This is a genomic window from Acinetobacter pullicarnis (assembly GCF_006352475.1).
In the GTDB taxonomy this organism is placed as follows: Bacteria; Pseudomonadota; Gammaproteobacteria; order Pseudomonadales; family Moraxellaceae; genus Acinetobacter; species Acinetobacter pullicarnis.
In genome coordinates this window covers 12,845-30,342 of sequence record NZ_VCMZ01000001.1, presented here as the reverse complement: position 1 = coordinate 30,342, position 17,498 = coordinate 12,845, and the positions used below count along the sequence as shown (strand labels likewise).

Here is a 17,498-nt window from a genome sequence, read left to right as displayed (position 1 = left end):
GTATGTATCACATGTTTAGAGATAAATGCTACTTTTATCGGGCTAAATACCAATTTTCATCATAATCTTCTTAGCTCTAAAATTAAGCGAATAATTTCAATTATTTTTACATGCTATTTTATTTTCCATTTCTTTTTCCGCGCATAAAAAAACACCCCAGTCGCTGACTGGGGTGTTTTTAGGAATTAATGAGCTGGCGATGACTTACTCTCACATGGGTAACCCCACACTACCATCAGCGCAAAGAGGTTTCACTTCTGAGTTCGGGAAGGGATCAGGTGGTTCACTCTTGCTATTGTCGCCAGCACAACTGTTTATGGTGATTTCGGGTTTTACGTCGTATTCGACATCCGTACTATCTTAACCAAAAGAGTTATTAACAGAAGGGCTGATTGAGTTGAAATTTTTTGTTTATTTTAGCGGTTTGATTAACTAAATCAAGCGATTTGTCAAAGAATAGATTGCGCATACAACTGCTTGGGTGTTGTATAGTCAAGCCTCACGAGCAATTAGTATTGGTCAGCTTCACATATCGCTATGCTTCCACATCCAACCTATCAACGTCGTAGTCTTCAACGGCTCTTTAGAGGACATAAAGTCCTTGGGAAATCTTATCTTGAGGTAGGCTTCCCGCTTAGATGCTTTCAGCGGTTATCCCTTCCGAACATAGCTACCCGGCGATGCGACTGGCGTCACAACCGGTACACCAGAGGTTCGTCCACTCTGGTCCTCTCGTACTAGGAGCAGATCCTCTCAAATTTCCAGCGCCCACGGTAGATAGGGACCGAACTGTCTCACGACGTTCTAAACCCAGCTCGCGTACCTCTTTAAATGGCGAACAGCCATACCCTTGGGACCTGCTTCAGCCCCAGGATGAGATGAGCCGACATCGAGGTGCCAAACACCGCCGTCGATATGAACTCTTGGGCGGTATCAGCCTGTTATCCCCAGAGTACCTTTTATCCGTTGAGCGATGGCCCTTCCATACAGAACCACCGGATCACTAAGACCTACTTTCGTACCTGCTCGACTTGTTGGTCTCGCAGTTAAGCGCGCTTTTGCCTTTATACTCTACGCGTGATTTCCGACCACGCTGAGCGCACCTTCGTACTCCTCCGTTACTCTTTAGGAGGAGACCGCCCCAGTCAAACTACCCACCAGACATGGTCCTCGTCCCGGATAACGGGACAGAGTTAGAACCTCAATATTACCAGGGTGGTATTTCAAGGATGGCTCCATAGCAACTAGCGTCGCTACTTCAAAGCCTCCCACCTATCCTACACAAGTAAGATCAAAGTTCAATGTCAAGCTGCAGTAAAGGTTCACGGGGTCTTTCCGTCTAGCCGCGGGTACACCGCATCTTCACGGCGATTTCGATTTCACTGAGTCTCTGCTGGAGACAGCGCCCCCATCATTATGCCATTCGTGCAGGTCGGAACTTACCCGACAAGGAATTTCGCTACCTTAGGACCGTTATAGTTACGGCCGCCGTTTACTGGGGCTTCGATCAAGAGCTTCGCTTACGCTAACCCCATCAATTAACCTTCCAGCACCGGGCAGGCATCACACCCTATACGTCCACTTTCGTGTTTGCAGAGTGCTATGTTTTTAATAAACAGTTGCAGGGGCCTGGTTTCTGAGGCTGTCAACCGCTCAAGGAGTAAATCCTATCACCGTCAACAGCGTACCTTCTCCCGAAGTTACGGTACCATTTTGCCTAGTTCCTTCAGCAGAGTTCTCTCAAGCGCTTTGGTCTACTCGACCTGACCACCTGTGTCGGTTTCGGGTACGATTCCTGTGTAACTGAAGCTTAGAGACTTTTCCTGGAAGCAGGGTATCAGCCACTTCGCTAGTAAACTAGCTTGGTATCAGTTCTCAGCATAGAGTACCCCGGATTTGCCTAAGATACATGCCTACAACCTTTCACCTGGACAACCAACGCCAGGCTGACTTAACCTTCTCCGTCCTCTCATCGCATTACACAGAAGTATTGGAATATTAACCAATTTCCCATCGACTACGCCTCTCGGCCTCGCCTTAGGGGTCGACTCACCCAGCCCCGATTAACGTTGGACTGGAACCCTTGGTCTTTCAGCGTGCGAGTTTTTCACTCGCATTGTCGTTACTCACGTCAGCATTCGCACTTCTGATACCTCCAGCATACTTCTCAATACACCTTCATCGGCTTACAGAACGCTCCCCTACCACGCATAATAAATTATGCATCCGCAGCTTCGGCATATAGTTTTAGCCCCGTTACATCTTCCGCGCAGGCCGACTCGACTAGTGAGCTATTACGCTTTCTTTAAAGGGTGGCTGCTTCTAAGCCAACCTCCTAGCTGTCTATGCCTTCCCACATCGTTTCCCACTTAACTATAATTTTGGGGCCTTAGCTGGCGGTCTGGATTGTTTTCCTCTTGACTACGGACGTTAGCACCCGCAGTCTGTCTCCCGGATAGTACTCATTGGTATTCGGAGTTTGCATCGGTTTGGTAAGTCGGGATGACCCCCTAGCCGAAACAGTGCTCTACCCCCAATGGTATTCGTCCGAGGCGCTACCTAAATAGCTTTCGGGGAGAACCAGCTATCACCAAGTTTGATTAGCCTTTCACCCCTATCCACAAGTCATCCCCCGGCTTTTCAACGACGGTGGGTTCGGTCCTCCAGTTAGTGTTACCCAACCTTCAACCTGCTCATGGATAGATCACCTGGTTTCGGGTCTATACCCAGCAACTAAACGCCCTATTAAGACTCGATTTCTCTACGGCTCCCCTATACGGTTAACCTTGCTACTGAATATAAGTCGCTGACCCATTATACAAAAGGTACGCAGTCACCGAACAAGTCGGCTCCCACTGCTTGTATGCATGCGGTTTCAGGATCTATTTCACTCCCCTCACAGGGGTTCTTTTCGCCTTTCCCTCACGGTACTGGTTCACTATCGGTCAGTCAGGAGTATTTAGCCTTGGAGGATGGTCCCCCCATATTCAGACAAGGTTTCACGTGCCTCGCCCTACTCGTCATCATTATGTGTGCCCTTTCGTGTACAGGACTATCACCCACTATGGTTGCACTTCCCAGAGCATTCCACTAAAACACACATAACTTAATGGGCTGATCCGCGTTCGCTCGCCGCTACTGACGGAATCTCAATTGATTTCTTTTCCTAAGGGTACTGAGATGTTTCACTTCCCCTCGTTCGCCTCGTATGACTATGTATTCATCATACGATACCTACCTTATAGTAGGTGGGTTTCCCCATTCAGAAATCTCCGGATCAAAGGATATTTGCCGCCTCCCCGGAGCTTATCGCAGGCTATTACGTCTTTCATCGCCTCTGACTGCCAAGGCATCCACCACATGCACTTAATTACTTGACTATACAACCCCAAACAGTCGTAACCCCTACAAGGAGGGTTAGCAACATTACAGTTTGAAGTACTGTGTATTTAAACACTGTACAGCTTCAATCTATTTTCGTTTTCCAAAACGCTTGATTCAGTTAATTTCTTCGCTAGTACTCATCGTTCCTTTCGAAACAATGAGCTAAAACAATTAATTTCAACTCAAATTTGCCAATCTGTTAATGATTAACTACGCCTTCGTCAGGTCGTAGCAAACTGTGATAAATCACAGAACTTAATAAAATTGATCACCAAGATATGAAGAACAACTTTTACTAAATTCTATAATCTAACTTTGCAGTTAAATTCTTTGTTTCTGATTCCAGAAACCTAACTTTATATGGTGGAGACTAACGGAGTCGAACCGTTGACCTCCTGCGTGCAAGGCAAGCGCTCTACCAACTAAGCTAAGTCCCCAGATAATCTATTCGAGATACTCTATCTTTGCTTCTCATAAGTTCTAAAACATCGTTTTATCACCACACTTAAAAAGTGAATGGTGGGTCTGACGAGACTTGAACTTGTGACCCCACGCTTATCAAGCGTGTGCTCTAACCAACTGAGCTACAGACCCTGAGAAAACCTAAAGCAACGAATCGCTTTAAATCTTTTGCAAGACACAGTTGAAGAACAACTTGTTGTGGATTCTTACCGATCGTCAATCTTTCGTTAAGGAGGTGATCCAGCCGCAGGTTCCCCTACGGCTACCTTGTTACGACTTCACCCCAGTCGTTGGCCACACCGTGGTAAGCGGGCTCCTTACGGTTACCCTACCTACTTCTGGTGCAACAAACTCCCATGGTGTGACGGGCGGTGTGTACAAGGCCCGGGAACGTATTCACCGCGGCATTCTGATCCGCGATTACTAGCGATTCCGACTTCATGGAGTCGAGTTGCAGACTCCAATCCGGACTACGATCGGCTTTTTGAGATTAGCATCCTATCGCTAGGTAGCAACCCTTTGTACCGACCATTGTAGCACGTGTGTAGCCCTGGTCGTAAGGGCCATGATGACTTGACGTCGTCCCCGCCTTCCTCCAGTTTGTCACTGGCAGTATCCTTAAAGTTCCCGGCTTAACCCGCTGGCAAATAAGGAAAAGGGTTGCGCTCGTTGCGGGACTTAACCCAACATCTCACGACACGAGCTGACGACAGCCATGCAGCACCTGTATGTAAGTTCCCGAAGGCACCAATCCATCTCTGGAAAGTTCTTACTATGTCAAGACCAGGTAAGGTTCTTCGCGTTGCATCGAATTAAACCACATGCTCCACCGCTTGTGCGGGCCCCCGTCAATTCATTTGAGTTTTAGTCTTGCGACCGTACTCCCCAGGCGGTCTACTTATCGCGTTAGCTGCGCCACTAAAGCCTCAAAGGCCCCAACGGCTAGTAGACATCGTTTACGGCATGGACTACCAGGGTATCTAATCCTGTTTGCTCCCCATGCTTTCGTACCTCAGCGTCAGTATTAGGCCAGATGGCTGCCTTCGCCATCGGTATTCCTCCAGATCTCTACGCATTTCACCGCTACACCTGGAATTCTACCATCCTCTCCCATACTCTAGCTAACCAGTATCGAATGCAATTCCCAAGTTGAGCTCAGGGATTTCACATCCGACTTAATTAGCCGCCTACGTACGCTTTACGCCCAGTAAATCCGATTAACGCTTGCACCCTCTGTATTACCGCGGCTGCTGGCACAGAGTTAGCCGGTGCTTATTCTGCGAGTAACGTCCACTCACTATAGGTATTATCTATAGGAGCCTCCTCCTCGCTTAAAGTGCTTTACAACCATAAGGCCTTCTTCACACACGCGGCATGGCTGGATCAGGGTTCCCCCCATTGTCCAATATTCCCCACTGCTGCCTCCCGTAGGAGTCTGGGCCGTGTCTCAGTCCCAGTGTGGCGGATCATCCTCTCAGACCCGCTACAGATCGTCGCCTTGGTAGGCCTTTACCCCACCAACTAGCTAATCCGACTTAGGCTCATCTATTAGCGCAAGGTCACAAGTGATCCCCTGCTTTCCCCCGTAGGGCGTATGCGGTATTAGCGTCCCTTTCGAAACGTTGTCCCCCACTAATAGGCAGATTCCTAAGTATTACTCACCCGTCCGCCGCTAGGTCAGGTAGCAAGCTACCTTTCCCCGCTCGACTTGCATGTGTTAAGCCTGCCGCCAGCGTTCAATCTGAGCCATGATCAAACTCTTCAGTTAAAAATCATTAGTAGCTTATGGCTACAAATCTTGGCTCATCAAATAACTGACAAATATTTCTCAAATAAACTTCGAGTAATTTCTACCAATCAATCAATGATAATATTTGATCAATCAACCAGTAAAAATCCACACAAGTTGTTCTTCATAATCTCTTAATGATTTACTTACTGCTTCGTCAGCAGCAAGCTAGGTCGGCTATGTTACTCTCTTTATTTAGAAAGTCAACAAGTAATGTTATTTAATTTAAAGCCCCTATCTGCAATCCAAACACCTTAACTTAAAGCTAAGTGCTTGTTATTCAACAAGTTCTTATTAACATCACCGCCGATGGATGTGCATTATAGGCGAAAAAAAATCGTGCGCAACCCCTATTTCATCTTATTTCTATCAGGTGGCTATTTTTCAATCCAAATACCCGATTAAATGCTTTGTCAGTTGCTTTTATAACCAAAACCAATGACTTTATTTATATAAATCCACTTAACCATTATTTATATCTACTTCAACCAAACCAAATCGACCAGTTAATCACCAATACACTCATATTCCTACAAGCTAAATGCAAAAATCGGTGCCTTTTAGGAAAAGACACCAATTTTTTATTTAAATAACGTTGAATAGCTTCAGTAAAAACAACAACACCTTAAGTTTGCTAACTCTAAATCACTATGGTTAGCCGCAATCAAAACCTTAATGCGATAAACCAAAGCCAATGGCAGAAGAAGACTTTTGCTTCACGGCCATCTCATCTGTTAAATGTTTTAAAACTGCATCGACATCCACAAAGGGATGGAAAAAGGACTGACGTACAATCACAGCAAAATCGCCTGCACATAAATGTGTTAAGGCTTGTAGCTTCGATTTTACCGCTGACTCTTCAATCTCAAGTCCCAATTGCTGACAAACATGCTGTAATAAAGCCAAGCGCTGTACATAGGTTAAGTAATCAAAATGGATTTTAAAATCAAAACGACGTAATGCAGCCTGATCAAGATCATCAAAGCGATTGGTCGTGGTGACTAAAATTCCATTAAAGCCTTCCATCTGTACCAAGAACTCACTGACTTGCGAAATCTCCCAAGAGCGTGTGGCATTTTTTCGATCTTGCAACAAGCTATCGACTTCATCTAACAATAAAATTGCCTGTTGCTCTTCAGCCTCAGCAAAGGCCTTGGCAAGGTTCTGTTCCATTTCACCAACCCATGGAGAAAGCAAGTCAGAACCACGCTTCACCAACAACGGCTGTTCGGTATATTCAGCTAACCAACGTGCAAATGCGGTTTTACCTGTTCCCGATGCACCATATAGGCATAAACGACCAAAACCATATTGCTTAATCCCCTTCGCGATTTGCTCTAGGTTGGCCTGTGTATGGATATAATTCAAATCATAAAACTGTGGTAAGGCATGACTATCTTGCAGCTTTAATGCCTGATGCCCTTGTGCAGTCAGAGTATTCGAAATTAATCGCGTCATACTGTCTTGAACCTGCAACCCCACATTACTCAGTTTCGCAGTCTTCGCTACACGATAGGCACGACGGAGTACTGCAGGCGATAATTGCTCAACATTGGCCAGCGCCTCTTGAAACACTGGATTTAAATCGTGGCCACAATGTTGCTGAATAATCTTAAGCCGTTGCTTTTTAGGTGGGACTTTAACTTCCAACACCATATCAAAACGACGAATAAAGGCAGGGTCTAATTGGTCAGAGTTGGAAATCCAAATCGTTGGCGTTCCATTCTGCTCTAACATATGGTTTACCCAAGCTTTACGGCTCTGTGCCGTACTTTTCATGCCTGCACCATTTTCAGTGTCATTAAAGACATCTTCAACTTCATCAAATAACAATAATGCAGTCTTTTCCTCAAAAATACTTTGTGCCGCACGATATGCGCAGAGTCGTCCTGTTGCTGTGATGCCATCGCCATCTTCATCTTCACATGAAATTTCAAATAGCTTTAATTCAAGCTGTTCAGCAATGACTTTGCATAACTGGGTTTTTCCCGTGCCAGAACTGCCGTAAAGAAAAATATTTACCCCCGCCTGTTTACTCACTTTGACTTGTTGTAAATAGCCGATGATCAGATCTAGCTGGCTTTGCAAATGTGAAAAATCTTCTAACTTTAATTCGGCAGCATCACATTTATTGATGGTGCCAACAAATAGATCCATCACATCATCGGCATGCACCATGAGGGTGTCGACCAACTGACTAGAAACTAAATTTAATTTAGTGCGTAAATAGCCATTATAGTCACGCTGGATATTGATTAAGCCGCTACGATGCAAACTTCCCTGCACTGCCAAGGCCTGACGTACAGCCTCATAAGGCAGATTCAATATAATCGAAAGGGCTTTTAAGGTTTTAGCCGCAGTCAATGTCCCCAGACAGTCAGCAACATCATCTAAAAGTTGTTCGCTATACAACACCACCACAAAGCCTAAAACTTGTTTTTCAACGTCATTTAGGCCAAGCAACTGTTGTAGCAAGCTCAAATTAAACTGCAAGCCCTCACTAAATGAATAAGGACTCAATCGATTCGACTGCTCAATATCATCATGTAGCTTTGCAAGTTCTTGATATGCAATTTTTTGATTAAAATCTTCTGAGATCAAAACTTCAGAGAAACCAAGATGTTTTGCGATCCATGGCTCATTAAAGCTATTATCAGAAATAAACTCTCGGCATCCACCGAGTTCAACTAAAATTCGTAATGCCCATAATTTGGCAAGGGGTTGTACTTCATTAAAATTTATTGCATTTAACTCCTGCAGGCTCTCTGCAAAAGGTTGGTCTCTCAGTTCATTCATATTTTCACTAATTACTTCTATGTTTCTTGCAGTGCATCCCGCTGCCTACTGACATCAAGATACTGCATAAAATTTCATTTTTTGATTCATTCGATGCTTTTTGAAAAGCTTGCACATTGAAAGGCAATGATTCGGTTTTAATAAAAACCAAAACTAAAATATATTTTTAAAAGCATGCTGTTCTCCCTGAAATTGAATTTAACGAGAAATACAGCGTTAGTATTCAGCGATTTCGTCTATCTCGGTGGGCTTAATCAAAGTGTTTCGGCTGTCTTGCAACCTTTGAGGTTAATATTCGATCTTGTCAAAGACAACATTACCAGATCAATCGGACAAAATTTAGATAAAGTTCATTGTTTATATTCAGCCAATTCGGCAGATTGCGTTAGTACTGTAAAGCTTTGAAAATGATTTTTCAATTTTTATTTCTACAACTAAAACACGATTATTCAATCTTTATTTGAACTTTGTCGAGCGATATCAGATTAAATTCACGAATATGTTTGTCGCATTATTTTTGTACAACGATGCACAACGCACCTGTTTAGAATACAAGTATCCCGACACAAGGTCGGGATACCATTTAATTAATTGAATATGTTCAGGCTTTACAGTCAACTCTATTTATTCGCATGACAGCAACATCATCCTGTTAGCCCATGCATCCACTATCTTTTACTTCAGCTTATCGATAAATAACTGTGTACTATAATCTGCGGTTGAGAGTTTATTCATTTGCTTCTTGCCCTTTTCACCTGCAAGTGACTGCACATATTTCAAAAAGGCTTCGGCATAAACCAAACCCACATCCTCACGGCGCTTGCCAGTAATACTTTTCATGGTGGTGTAGTAATCACCACCACCAGCAAGAAAATCAATCGTTACGACCTTATAGGTCTTGTTTAAGTCTAAAGCGACATACTGTCCATTGCTGTTGCGCACTTCAACCTTCGATAAACGCTGACCTTTGTCTTTATTTAAATCGACATTCCAACGCAACCCACCGGTATAAGGATAACTACCCGTATTATTTTGCTCAACCACACCCACCATCGCATCTTCTAGGGTGGCTTTAATTTCAGCGCCTGTCATATTTAATTGAACCAGCTCATTTTTAAATGGCAGCACCTTATAAATTTTCTCAACCGATACATTACCAAGCATTACATCTTCACGCACGCCACCACCATTTTGGAAGGAAATATCCGCGCCAAAAAATGCCTTCCCTTGCTCTAAGAAGGCTTCAGCAATAATTTGTTGGATATCCCCCCCATGCGCATTTACATGTTCATTTTTATTACAAATATCACCCAGTGTCGAACGACTAACATCACGCTGTGTCCCTGGCACACGGCGTAAACACAAGTTTTCAGTAGCTTGTCCAATGATTTCCTGAGCAAATTTTTTCTTCTGTTCCTGATACGGCTTTAATATTTCTAAAGTCTTAGCATCGGGCTCAACGACTGTAAACGGCACCTGATCTTGCTTAAACGTATTCAAGATGAATTGCTTTTCCGTATTATTGACTAATTTGGCATCTTTGGTCGTTCGCACAAAATTATCACCGATTAAGACATGTGGTGTTCCACCGCAACTGGCGACTTTACCCGCGTTATTAAATTTGACATTTAACTCACCAACCACATAACTGTATTGCCAAGCTTGGGCAATACAGACTAAATCACCATCTTTATTGCGAAGTTGAGTCGGATATTCGGCTTCTTGTGTCAGTCCATATTTACTTAAGCTCTGCGGACCCAATAGTGTATGTGAATCCCCACCAATGATCACATCAACATCTGTAAGAGATTCGGCCAGCTTTTTATCAAGCGCATAGCCCACATGGGTTTGCAGAATAATCTTATTAATGCCTTGCGCTTTCAGTAAGTTAATTTCTTTTTGTGCAACTTCTATTTCATCACCAAACAGCGTATCGGCATTTGGTTGTGATGAATTCTTGGTTTTCTGTGCAATCGTCAAACCAATCACAGCGAATTTCTGTCCATCTCGCTCAAAAATATGTGACTTCTGAATCCGATTGGTTTGATACAGCGCTGATGATTGTCCAAAAGTAACATTGGCACTGAGAATTTGTGTTTTCGCTTTACAGTTGCCTTGATCTAGAAAATCAACGAACTTTTTCAACCCTATATCTTTATCATCAAACTCATGATTACCAAGGGTAAATGAATCAAAACAAATGCTATTCATTGCATCTGCATCTGCCTTACCATCACTTAAGTTATAAAAAAGATCCCCTGTAACCGCATCACCACTGTGAATTTTAAAGGTATTTTTTTTCTCTAAGGCCAGACGGTTCATCAAACCTGCAACTCGAGCAAAGCCCGCACGACTGACACTAAAATCTTCGGAACCTGCCCCAAGGTCCATTTTAAAATTTAAACTCTCTTCATCCAAGTGTGAGTGATGGTCATTAATATGCAAAATATTAAGTTCCAAATCTTGTGCGACAGGTGGCTGCGTCACAACCCCTTTATCATCACTCCCACAAGCACTTAGCAAGGCTGCTAAAGCAGTGATGACAAAAATGACATTTTTATTATTCATATACTTACTCAATGCGTGATTAAAATCGTCAAGCAGAGTGTGCAAATAAATTATTTAAGGCTGATGAAAAAAACAGCAAAGCAGTAAAGTTATTAAAATTAATTTATTCAATTTTAATAACTTAAAATAAGATCTCTAAAAATGAAAAACCCCGACATCCTGTCGAGGTTTTTTCATATTCTGCATTCGGTATGACTCCTGTCGTACCCAGCGTCCTGCTTTCAACTTGTAATTCTTGTTTTATGTTTGGAAACATCCTGTTCCCTGTTGAAATAAGAATATTCAATTTAAGCCATCAGCAAAAGAAGCAAAAAGCGTTATGCCTTGTAATCCATAGCCTACAAAGGTACTCCCCTCTTGGATGTACTGAAATTTAAAAGTGGATCAAGCAGAAACAAACAAGCCCCAACATCCTGTCGGGGCTTGCCTGTTTTGCTGCGATATAACTCCTGTCGTACCGAGCATTCTGCTTGAGCTTTCAATCTTTCTTCTGGGTCTGGAGACATCCTGCTCCTGATAGAATAATAATATTAAAATTAAGCAATTAGTTATATAGGAAAAAAGCGCTGTCTGTCGTAATCCAAAAACGACAGCAGACAAATAAGTGAATACAAACCCATCAATCGTTTCACGTGAAACTTGAGGCTTCATTATATAAAAGCTCCCTGTTCAACATCGCTATAGCGTAAAAATACCAACTTATGCTGTTTGAGGCATTGAATCTAAAAGAGGATAACTCAATCTAAATATGCAAGCGGCTAACCGTAGATCTACGGACTTCAAGGTTTGTATTTACAGCAGAATGATCGACCTTCAGATTTCAAACCCTTGTATTTTTCTCATTATACGATAAAGTATCTAAAATTTTACCGTTTCAATGCCTTAGCTCATTCTTGCCAAGTGTCACTAACTGATAGTACCGCACTATAATTGACTCGCAGTACAGCTCAATTCAATTGTGAATCACGGCCACTTGCTAAGCTTTGAAAAATATATCTCCCATGTTTTATCTTATTTTACTGCAGTCTAGATGCGACCCATTTAGGCTGATGAATTGGTTATGCCTCAATATTTTATCTCTCGAAGTTTGATCCTACTTATGGGTCTAGCAATTTTGGCCTTTGGTGTTGTGCTTTCTATACGCTCTCAATTAGGCACCTCCCCCGTATCATCAACCCCTTTTGCTTATAGTTATATCGTTCCTTTAAGCGTGGGTACTCTGACAGTAATATTCCATATATTTATGATATTCCTACAGTTTATGGTGCTAAAAAATCAGTTTCACTGGACACGTTGTTTGCAAATACTGGCTGGAATGACCATGGGCATTTTTATTGATGTCATTCTCATGTTGACCGTCAACTGGCAAGCACAACATTACTTCACTCAATTTTTATTTTGCTTATTGAGCTGTATTTTTACCGCAGTTGGAGTGTGCCTGATTCTTAAAGCCAATTTGGTCAACCTAGCCATTGAAGGTTTTTATCAAGCGATCAGTGTCCGTTTTAAAATTAGTTTTAGTCGATGTAAAACCTTCGGTGACATTATTCTTGTTTTGTTTGCATGTTTAAGCGCCTTAATTTTTACCCAACACATCATTGGTGTGCGTGAAGGTACGATCATCACAGCGTTATTGGTTGGAACAATGATTAAATGGGTAATGCCTTATTTTTCATTCTTAGATCGTTTGCAAAAATCGGCTTAATCGTCGCATCAACTAAAAGACTAAAGCAAAAAAACCACATCAACATGATCCGCTGATGTGGTTTTTTTGCTTTATTTCATCACTTTAGCAATTCATTAATCGCTAAAGATCACGCGTGCAATGGCTTTTTTACCTGATTGAATAATACAGGTTTTATTTTCATTGACCGCGAAGTCAGCACCGACCACTTCCCAATCTACTTTTACCGCGCCACGTGCAATCGCATCTTTGGCTTGCGCTGCATTTTTGGTGAGACCAGCAATTCGTAGAATAGAGGTAATAAAGATCTCGCCACCAAACTCAGCACGAGAAATCGTCACTTCTGGGGTATCTTCAGGGACTTCACCCTCAGTAATCACATTCCCAGCACCTTTATGTGCATTCGCTGCAGCTTCGGCACCATGGAAACGCTCAACCAATTCCAAGGCAAGAATTTTCTTAATGTCTTGTGGATTACGACCGTCTTCAACTTCTTTCAGCAGCACCGCAATTTCTTCCAACGTTTTAAAGCTGAGTAAATCGAAGTAACGTGGAATCAAGCTGTCTGGCATTGAAAGGACTTTTTGATACATAGCACCCGGCGCATCAAACACCCCAATGTAGTTCCCCAAAGATTTAGACATTTTATTCACACCGTCTAAACCTTCAAGAATTGGCACCGTAATACAAACTTGAGATTCTTGTCCGTAACGGCTTTGCAGGGTACGCCCCATCAACAAGTTGAAAGTTTGGTCAGTACCACCCATTTCAACGTCAGCTTCCAAAGCAATCGAGTCGTAACCTTGCACCAATGGATAGAGAAACTCATGAATCGCAATCGGTTGTTGGCTCTTATAACGCTTGGTAAAGTCATCACGCTCTAGCATACGCGACACAGTTTGCTGGCTGGCCAGTTGAATCAAGTCTGCAGCAGAACGCTCATTAAACCATTCCGAGTTAAAACGCACTTTGGTTTTATTCGGATCAAGAATTTTAAACACTTGTTCTTGATAGGTTTTCGCATTCGCTTCAACTTGCTCACGCGATAACGGTGGGCGTGTTGCACTCTTACCTGAAGGATCACCAATCATGGCAGTATAATCGCCAATCAAAAAGGTGACTTCATGTCCAAGGTCTTGAAACGTTTTAAGTTTATTGATTAATACCGTATGGCCAAAATGTAAATCTGGCGCAGTCGGATCAAAACCTGCTTTAATTTTTAAAGGACGATTCTCTTTGAGTTTCTTTAAAAGATCCTCTTCAGAAATAATCTCATGCGTGCCCCGTTGGATGAGGGCGAGTTGTTCTTCAGCCGGCAGAAAATTTGACATCACAAAATCCAAACACGTGGGTTATACAAACAATTTCTGCGATATACTAACACTTTTTCTGCACAATGCAGGTGAGTATTGATATGAGCGCGATCTATATTGGCGTAATGACAGGCACCAGCATGGATGGCGTCGATTTTGTCGCAACATCTTTTGACCCATTCATGGTTCATGGCACATTAACTCTTGAGTTTGATCCAGAGTTACGCAGTGAACTGATGGCTTTAACCTTACCAAGCGACAATGAAATTGATCGCATGGGCAAAGCTGATGTGGCTTTGGCACAAATGATTGGTCACGGTATTAATCAACTTATCGATACACACCATATAGACCGTACCCAAATTAAAGCGATTGGTTCACATGGCCAAACCATTCGCCATCGCCCAGAGCATGGATTTAGCCTGCAAATTGGTGATCCCAACATTATTACTGAAATCACTAAAATTGCGGTGGTTTCAGATTTTCGCCGTCGAGACTTAGCTGCAGGTGGCCAAGGTGCACCGTTAGTCCCTGCTTTTCATCAAGCCTTATTTCAACATTCAAGCATTAACCGAGTGATTTTAAATCTTGGTGGGATAGCCAATATTAGTATCTTGCCCGCAGGTGATCCTGAGGGTGTCTATGGTTTCGATACAGGACCTGCCAATATTCTCATGGATGCATGGTGTCATCGTTATACGGGACAACCCTATGATGAAAATGGCGATTGGGCCGCCTACGGTCAACCAATTCGCGCCCTACTTGATCGTCTACAGGCACATGAGTACTTCTCCAAAGAACCACCGAAAAGTACGGGCCGTGAAGACTTTAATTTGGAATGGCTAGATGAGCAGATTGCGGATTGGCGCAATGACATGGAATATGATGAGTTAGAAGACCTGCCTGAAAATGTACAAGCCACGTTGGTTAAACTCACGACCCGCAGTATCAAAAAAGCAATTTATCGCTCACCATTAGATACAGGTGAAGTCTATGTCTGCGGTGGTGGTGCTTATAATACCCACTTATTAGAACAACTCCGCTGGCGTCTGCGCAAGCATAACTGGATCGTCCAATCCACACAAGTCTTGGGGCTATCTCCAACATGGGTTGAAGGTACTGCTTTTGCTTGGTTAGCCATGCGCTTTGTGGAGCAGCAAAGCGGAAACCTACCCTCTGTAACAGGCGCTGAAGGTTTCCGTGTATTGGGCACGATCACTTGTGTTTGAAGATGAGTAGAAATGCCAAGAATAAATAAACCGTAAATTAACCACGGAATCGCCTATACGGCGGTTTTGTTGGAATTAAATGACTTGATCCACGTGAAACCATGTGTGGATTGCTGCTTAAGTCAGTGGATTAAGGGCTGCACGATATATAGTCTTTATGGTGTAGCCAGCAGCTCAACCAGTGCGGCATTAATAAATGCAGTATCTGGTGCATGTAATCCTGCTCCTGCAAAATGCCCCCAAACACCAGGAATTGCCCGAAACTCAGCATTGTTCATGCAAGAAACTTCATACACCTCATCATCGACTGGGAAATACAAGTCTCGCTCGGCTGGCATCACAATCGCTTTGGCTTTAATCGAAGCAAGTGCTGCTTCATGATCTCCGTTAAAGCCTGGTGTGTTGCCGACATTACCATTGCGCCAAGTCCAGAGCATTGCTAATAAATTATTGGCATCGCGACCATCTAAGAAAAAACCTTCCCAATAGCCCACCAAAAAATCCTCTAAAGTGGCATAACCCAATTGCTTATACAGTTGTTGCCAATAAAAAGGCTGACTAAAACCCCAGCCAGCATAAACTCGTGCCGCTGCTCTTAAGCCTTTACTGGGTTGGGTACTGTACTCACCATTTAAAAATGCAGCATCTGTTTCAATTGCTGCTTTTACGGAGTCGAGAAAAACCTTGTTATGTTCACTGGTGCGGGCCGATCCACAGAAAGGTAAGATTCTAGACACCATATCGGGATAACTCACCGCCCATTGAAAACTTTGCCCCGCCCCCATCGACCACCCCACAACAGCTACCAACTGACTGATTCCAAAATGTGCCGTGACCAATTGATGTTGAGCACGCACTTGGTCATAAACCGTGATATTGGGAAAATGTGGCCCGTTATAAGGTGCTGGCGTATTGGAAGGTGATGATGACAAGCCATTGCCAAACATGTTCGGCACAATAATAAAATATTCATTGGGATTGAGTGCCTTATCCTCACCAATCAACCATTCATTTTCCCAGTGTCGACCTGAGTACCACGTTGGATAAACAATGGCATTAGATTTATCTACATTTAAAGTTCCATAGGTACGATAGGCCAATTTGGCAGCTCTAAGGGTGGCGCCTTGTTGTAATACAAAGTCATTCAGTTCATAAATTTCATAATCGCGTGACATAGTTTGCTCCTGCATCGAGTGCCAAATCATTTTGTTGTTGTATTTTTTCTAATGGTGAAACAATGAAACGCCCATTTTGAGTGCAGATATGAATCAAATCAGCGTTAGGGTACTGCAGAATATAGGCTGCAATGATCGGTTCAATTTGCGTTCTGATTTGACGACCTAAATGTCTGGCACCAAAACGCCCATCATATTGGTGTTTTAATTGCTCAATGACCGCTGTATCAATACTCACGGTACGTGCTTGTTTAGATAAGCGTTGATTGAGTTTCTGTAGCTCGATTCCCACCAATGCTGGAATGGTATCTAGTGTAATACGTTGATAATGCAAAATACGGTCAATACGGTTTAAGAACTCAGGATCAAACTGTTGCTGAAGTGCTGCATCAATAATTTTCTGTTCATAGGCATCACGACTTTTAAAAAGATGCTGTACGGAAAACTTCCAATTCCCCCATTGCTGTTGTAATGCCTTGGCACCGACATTACTGGTCATAAAAATCATGCAGTTGCGAAAATCTATAGTTTTCACTCCAGACGATAGACTGAGTTTGCCGTTGTCCAGTACATTGAGTAGGCTACGAATGACCTCTTTACTGGCTTTTTCGATTTCATCAAATAAAATAATACCTGGTTTACTAAAACTACCCTGAATCGCCTCAATATCAAATAAAGTGGTGCCCTCTTTACTGCCGACATAACCAGGGGGTGCACCAGTTAATGCCGCAGCATAATGTTCCTGCGATAAGGTATTCATATCAATACGGCAAAAGGCATCATTGCGGCCATAAATCGCCTCGCTGATAATTCGTACTGTTTCTGTTTTACCAATACCGGTGCTGCCAAGCATCATCATGACTGCCAGTGGTCTTTCTGGGTGATTAAAGTCTGCTTTCACCACCTGCAACATCTGTTCAATTTCGGTCAACGCCTGAGCTTGACCAACAATGCGTTGCCGAAGCAGCTGCATTACGGCTTGCGGTTCAAACTTAAATCTTGATGTTCGCGCTGCACGCTGTGTACGCTGCATGTCCTCATGTTGTTTGGCAATGGCTGCTTGATTTTCCTCAAATCGATCACTGGCAAAAGTCATCT

At 43.1% G+C, this 17,498-nt stretch carries 7 protein-coding genes, 2 tRNA genes and 3 rRNA genes; 2 read left to right on the top strand and 10 right to left on the bottom strand.

The genetic code is table 11. From position 1 onward, the window contains the following. Positions 1-191: 191 nt before the first annotated feature. From rrf to FD716_RS00080, 7 genes are all read right to left on the bottom strand, one after another. A 5S ribosomal RNA gene (rrf, locus tag FD716_RS00110) occupies positions 192-306 on the bottom strand. Between the two features lie 182 nt (positions 307-488). Next, positions 489-3,380: ribosomal RNA gene (locus FD716_RS00105) — 23S ribosomal RNA — on the bottom strand. Between the two features lie 365 nt (positions 3,381-3,745). Further along, positions 3,746-3,821: transfer RNA gene (locus FD716_RS00100), tRNA-Ala, on the bottom strand. A gap of 80 nt (positions 3,822-3,901) precedes the next feature. Then, positions 3,902-3,978 (bottom strand) — tRNA-Ile (locus tag FD716_RS00095). A 96-nt stretch (positions 3,979-4,074) separates the two neighbouring features. Continuing rightward, a 16S ribosomal RNA gene (locus tag FD716_RS00090) occupies positions 4,075-5,614 on the bottom strand. Together the 16S, 23S and 5S rRNA genes with 2 tRNA genes alongside form the textbook arrangement of a ribosomal RNA operon. A gap of 693 nt (positions 5,615-6,307) precedes the next feature. Then, entirely contained in the window at positions 6,308-8,431 is a 2,124-nt protein-coding gene (locus FD716_RS00085) for an AAA family ATPase (protein ID WP_139850401.1), read from the bottom strand. A gap of 675 nt (positions 8,432-9,106) precedes the next feature. After that, the gene (locus FD716_RS00080; RefSeq protein ID WP_139850400.1) at positions 9,107-10,999 is read right to left on the bottom strand and encodes a bifunctional metallophosphatase/5'-nucleotidase; all 1,893 of its coding nucleotides are present in this window, start codon (positions 10,997-10,999) and stop codon (positions 9,107-9,109) included. A gap of 1,060 nt (positions 11,000-12,059) precedes the next feature. Between FD716_RS00080 and FD716_RS19010 the strand changes: the two genes are divergently transcribed. Continuing rightward, on the top strand, positions 12,060-12,704 hold the full coding sequence (locus tag FD716_RS19010) for a YczE/YyaS/YitT family protein (protein ID WP_228714889.1): 645 nt from the start codon (positions 12,060-12,062) through the stop codon (positions 12,702-12,704). A 95-nt stretch (positions 12,705-12,799) separates the two neighbouring features. On the opposite strand, the gene tyrS is transcribed toward FD716_RS19010, so the two are convergent. Next, on the bottom strand, positions 12,800-14,014 hold the full coding sequence (gene tyrS, locus FD716_RS00065; protein ID WP_139850398.1) for a tyrosine--tRNA ligase: 1,215 nt from the start codon (positions 14,012-14,014) through the stop codon (positions 12,800-12,802). Between the two features lie 83 nt (positions 14,015-14,097). Between tyrS and FD716_RS00060 the strand changes: the two genes are divergently transcribed. After that, positions 14,098-15,225 (top strand): anhydro-N-acetylmuramic acid kinase, encoded by a 1,128-nt coding sequence (locus tag FD716_RS00060; RefSeq protein WP_139850397.1) that lies wholly within the window; start codon positions 14,098-14,100, stop codon positions 15,223-15,225. A gap of 155 nt (positions 15,226-15,380) precedes the next feature. Here FD716_RS00060 and FD716_RS00055 read toward each other — a convergent pair whose 3' ends face one another. Both FD716_RS00055 and FD716_RS00050 read right to left on the bottom strand, forming a co-directional pair. Beyond that, on the bottom strand, positions 15,381-16,400 hold the full coding sequence (locus FD716_RS00055) for an alpha/beta fold hydrolase (RefSeq protein WP_139850396.1): 1,020 nt from the start codon (positions 16,398-16,400) through the stop codon (positions 15,381-15,383). After that, positions 16,384-17,496, bottom strand: coding sequence for an AAA family ATPase (locus FD716_RS00050; protein ID WP_139850395.1), 1,113 nt, complete (start codon positions 17,494-17,496; stop codon positions 16,384-16,386). Before FD716_RS00050 ends, FD716_RS00055 begins: the two co-directional genes overlap by 17 nt. Positions 17,497-17,498 lie beyond the last annotated feature (2 nt).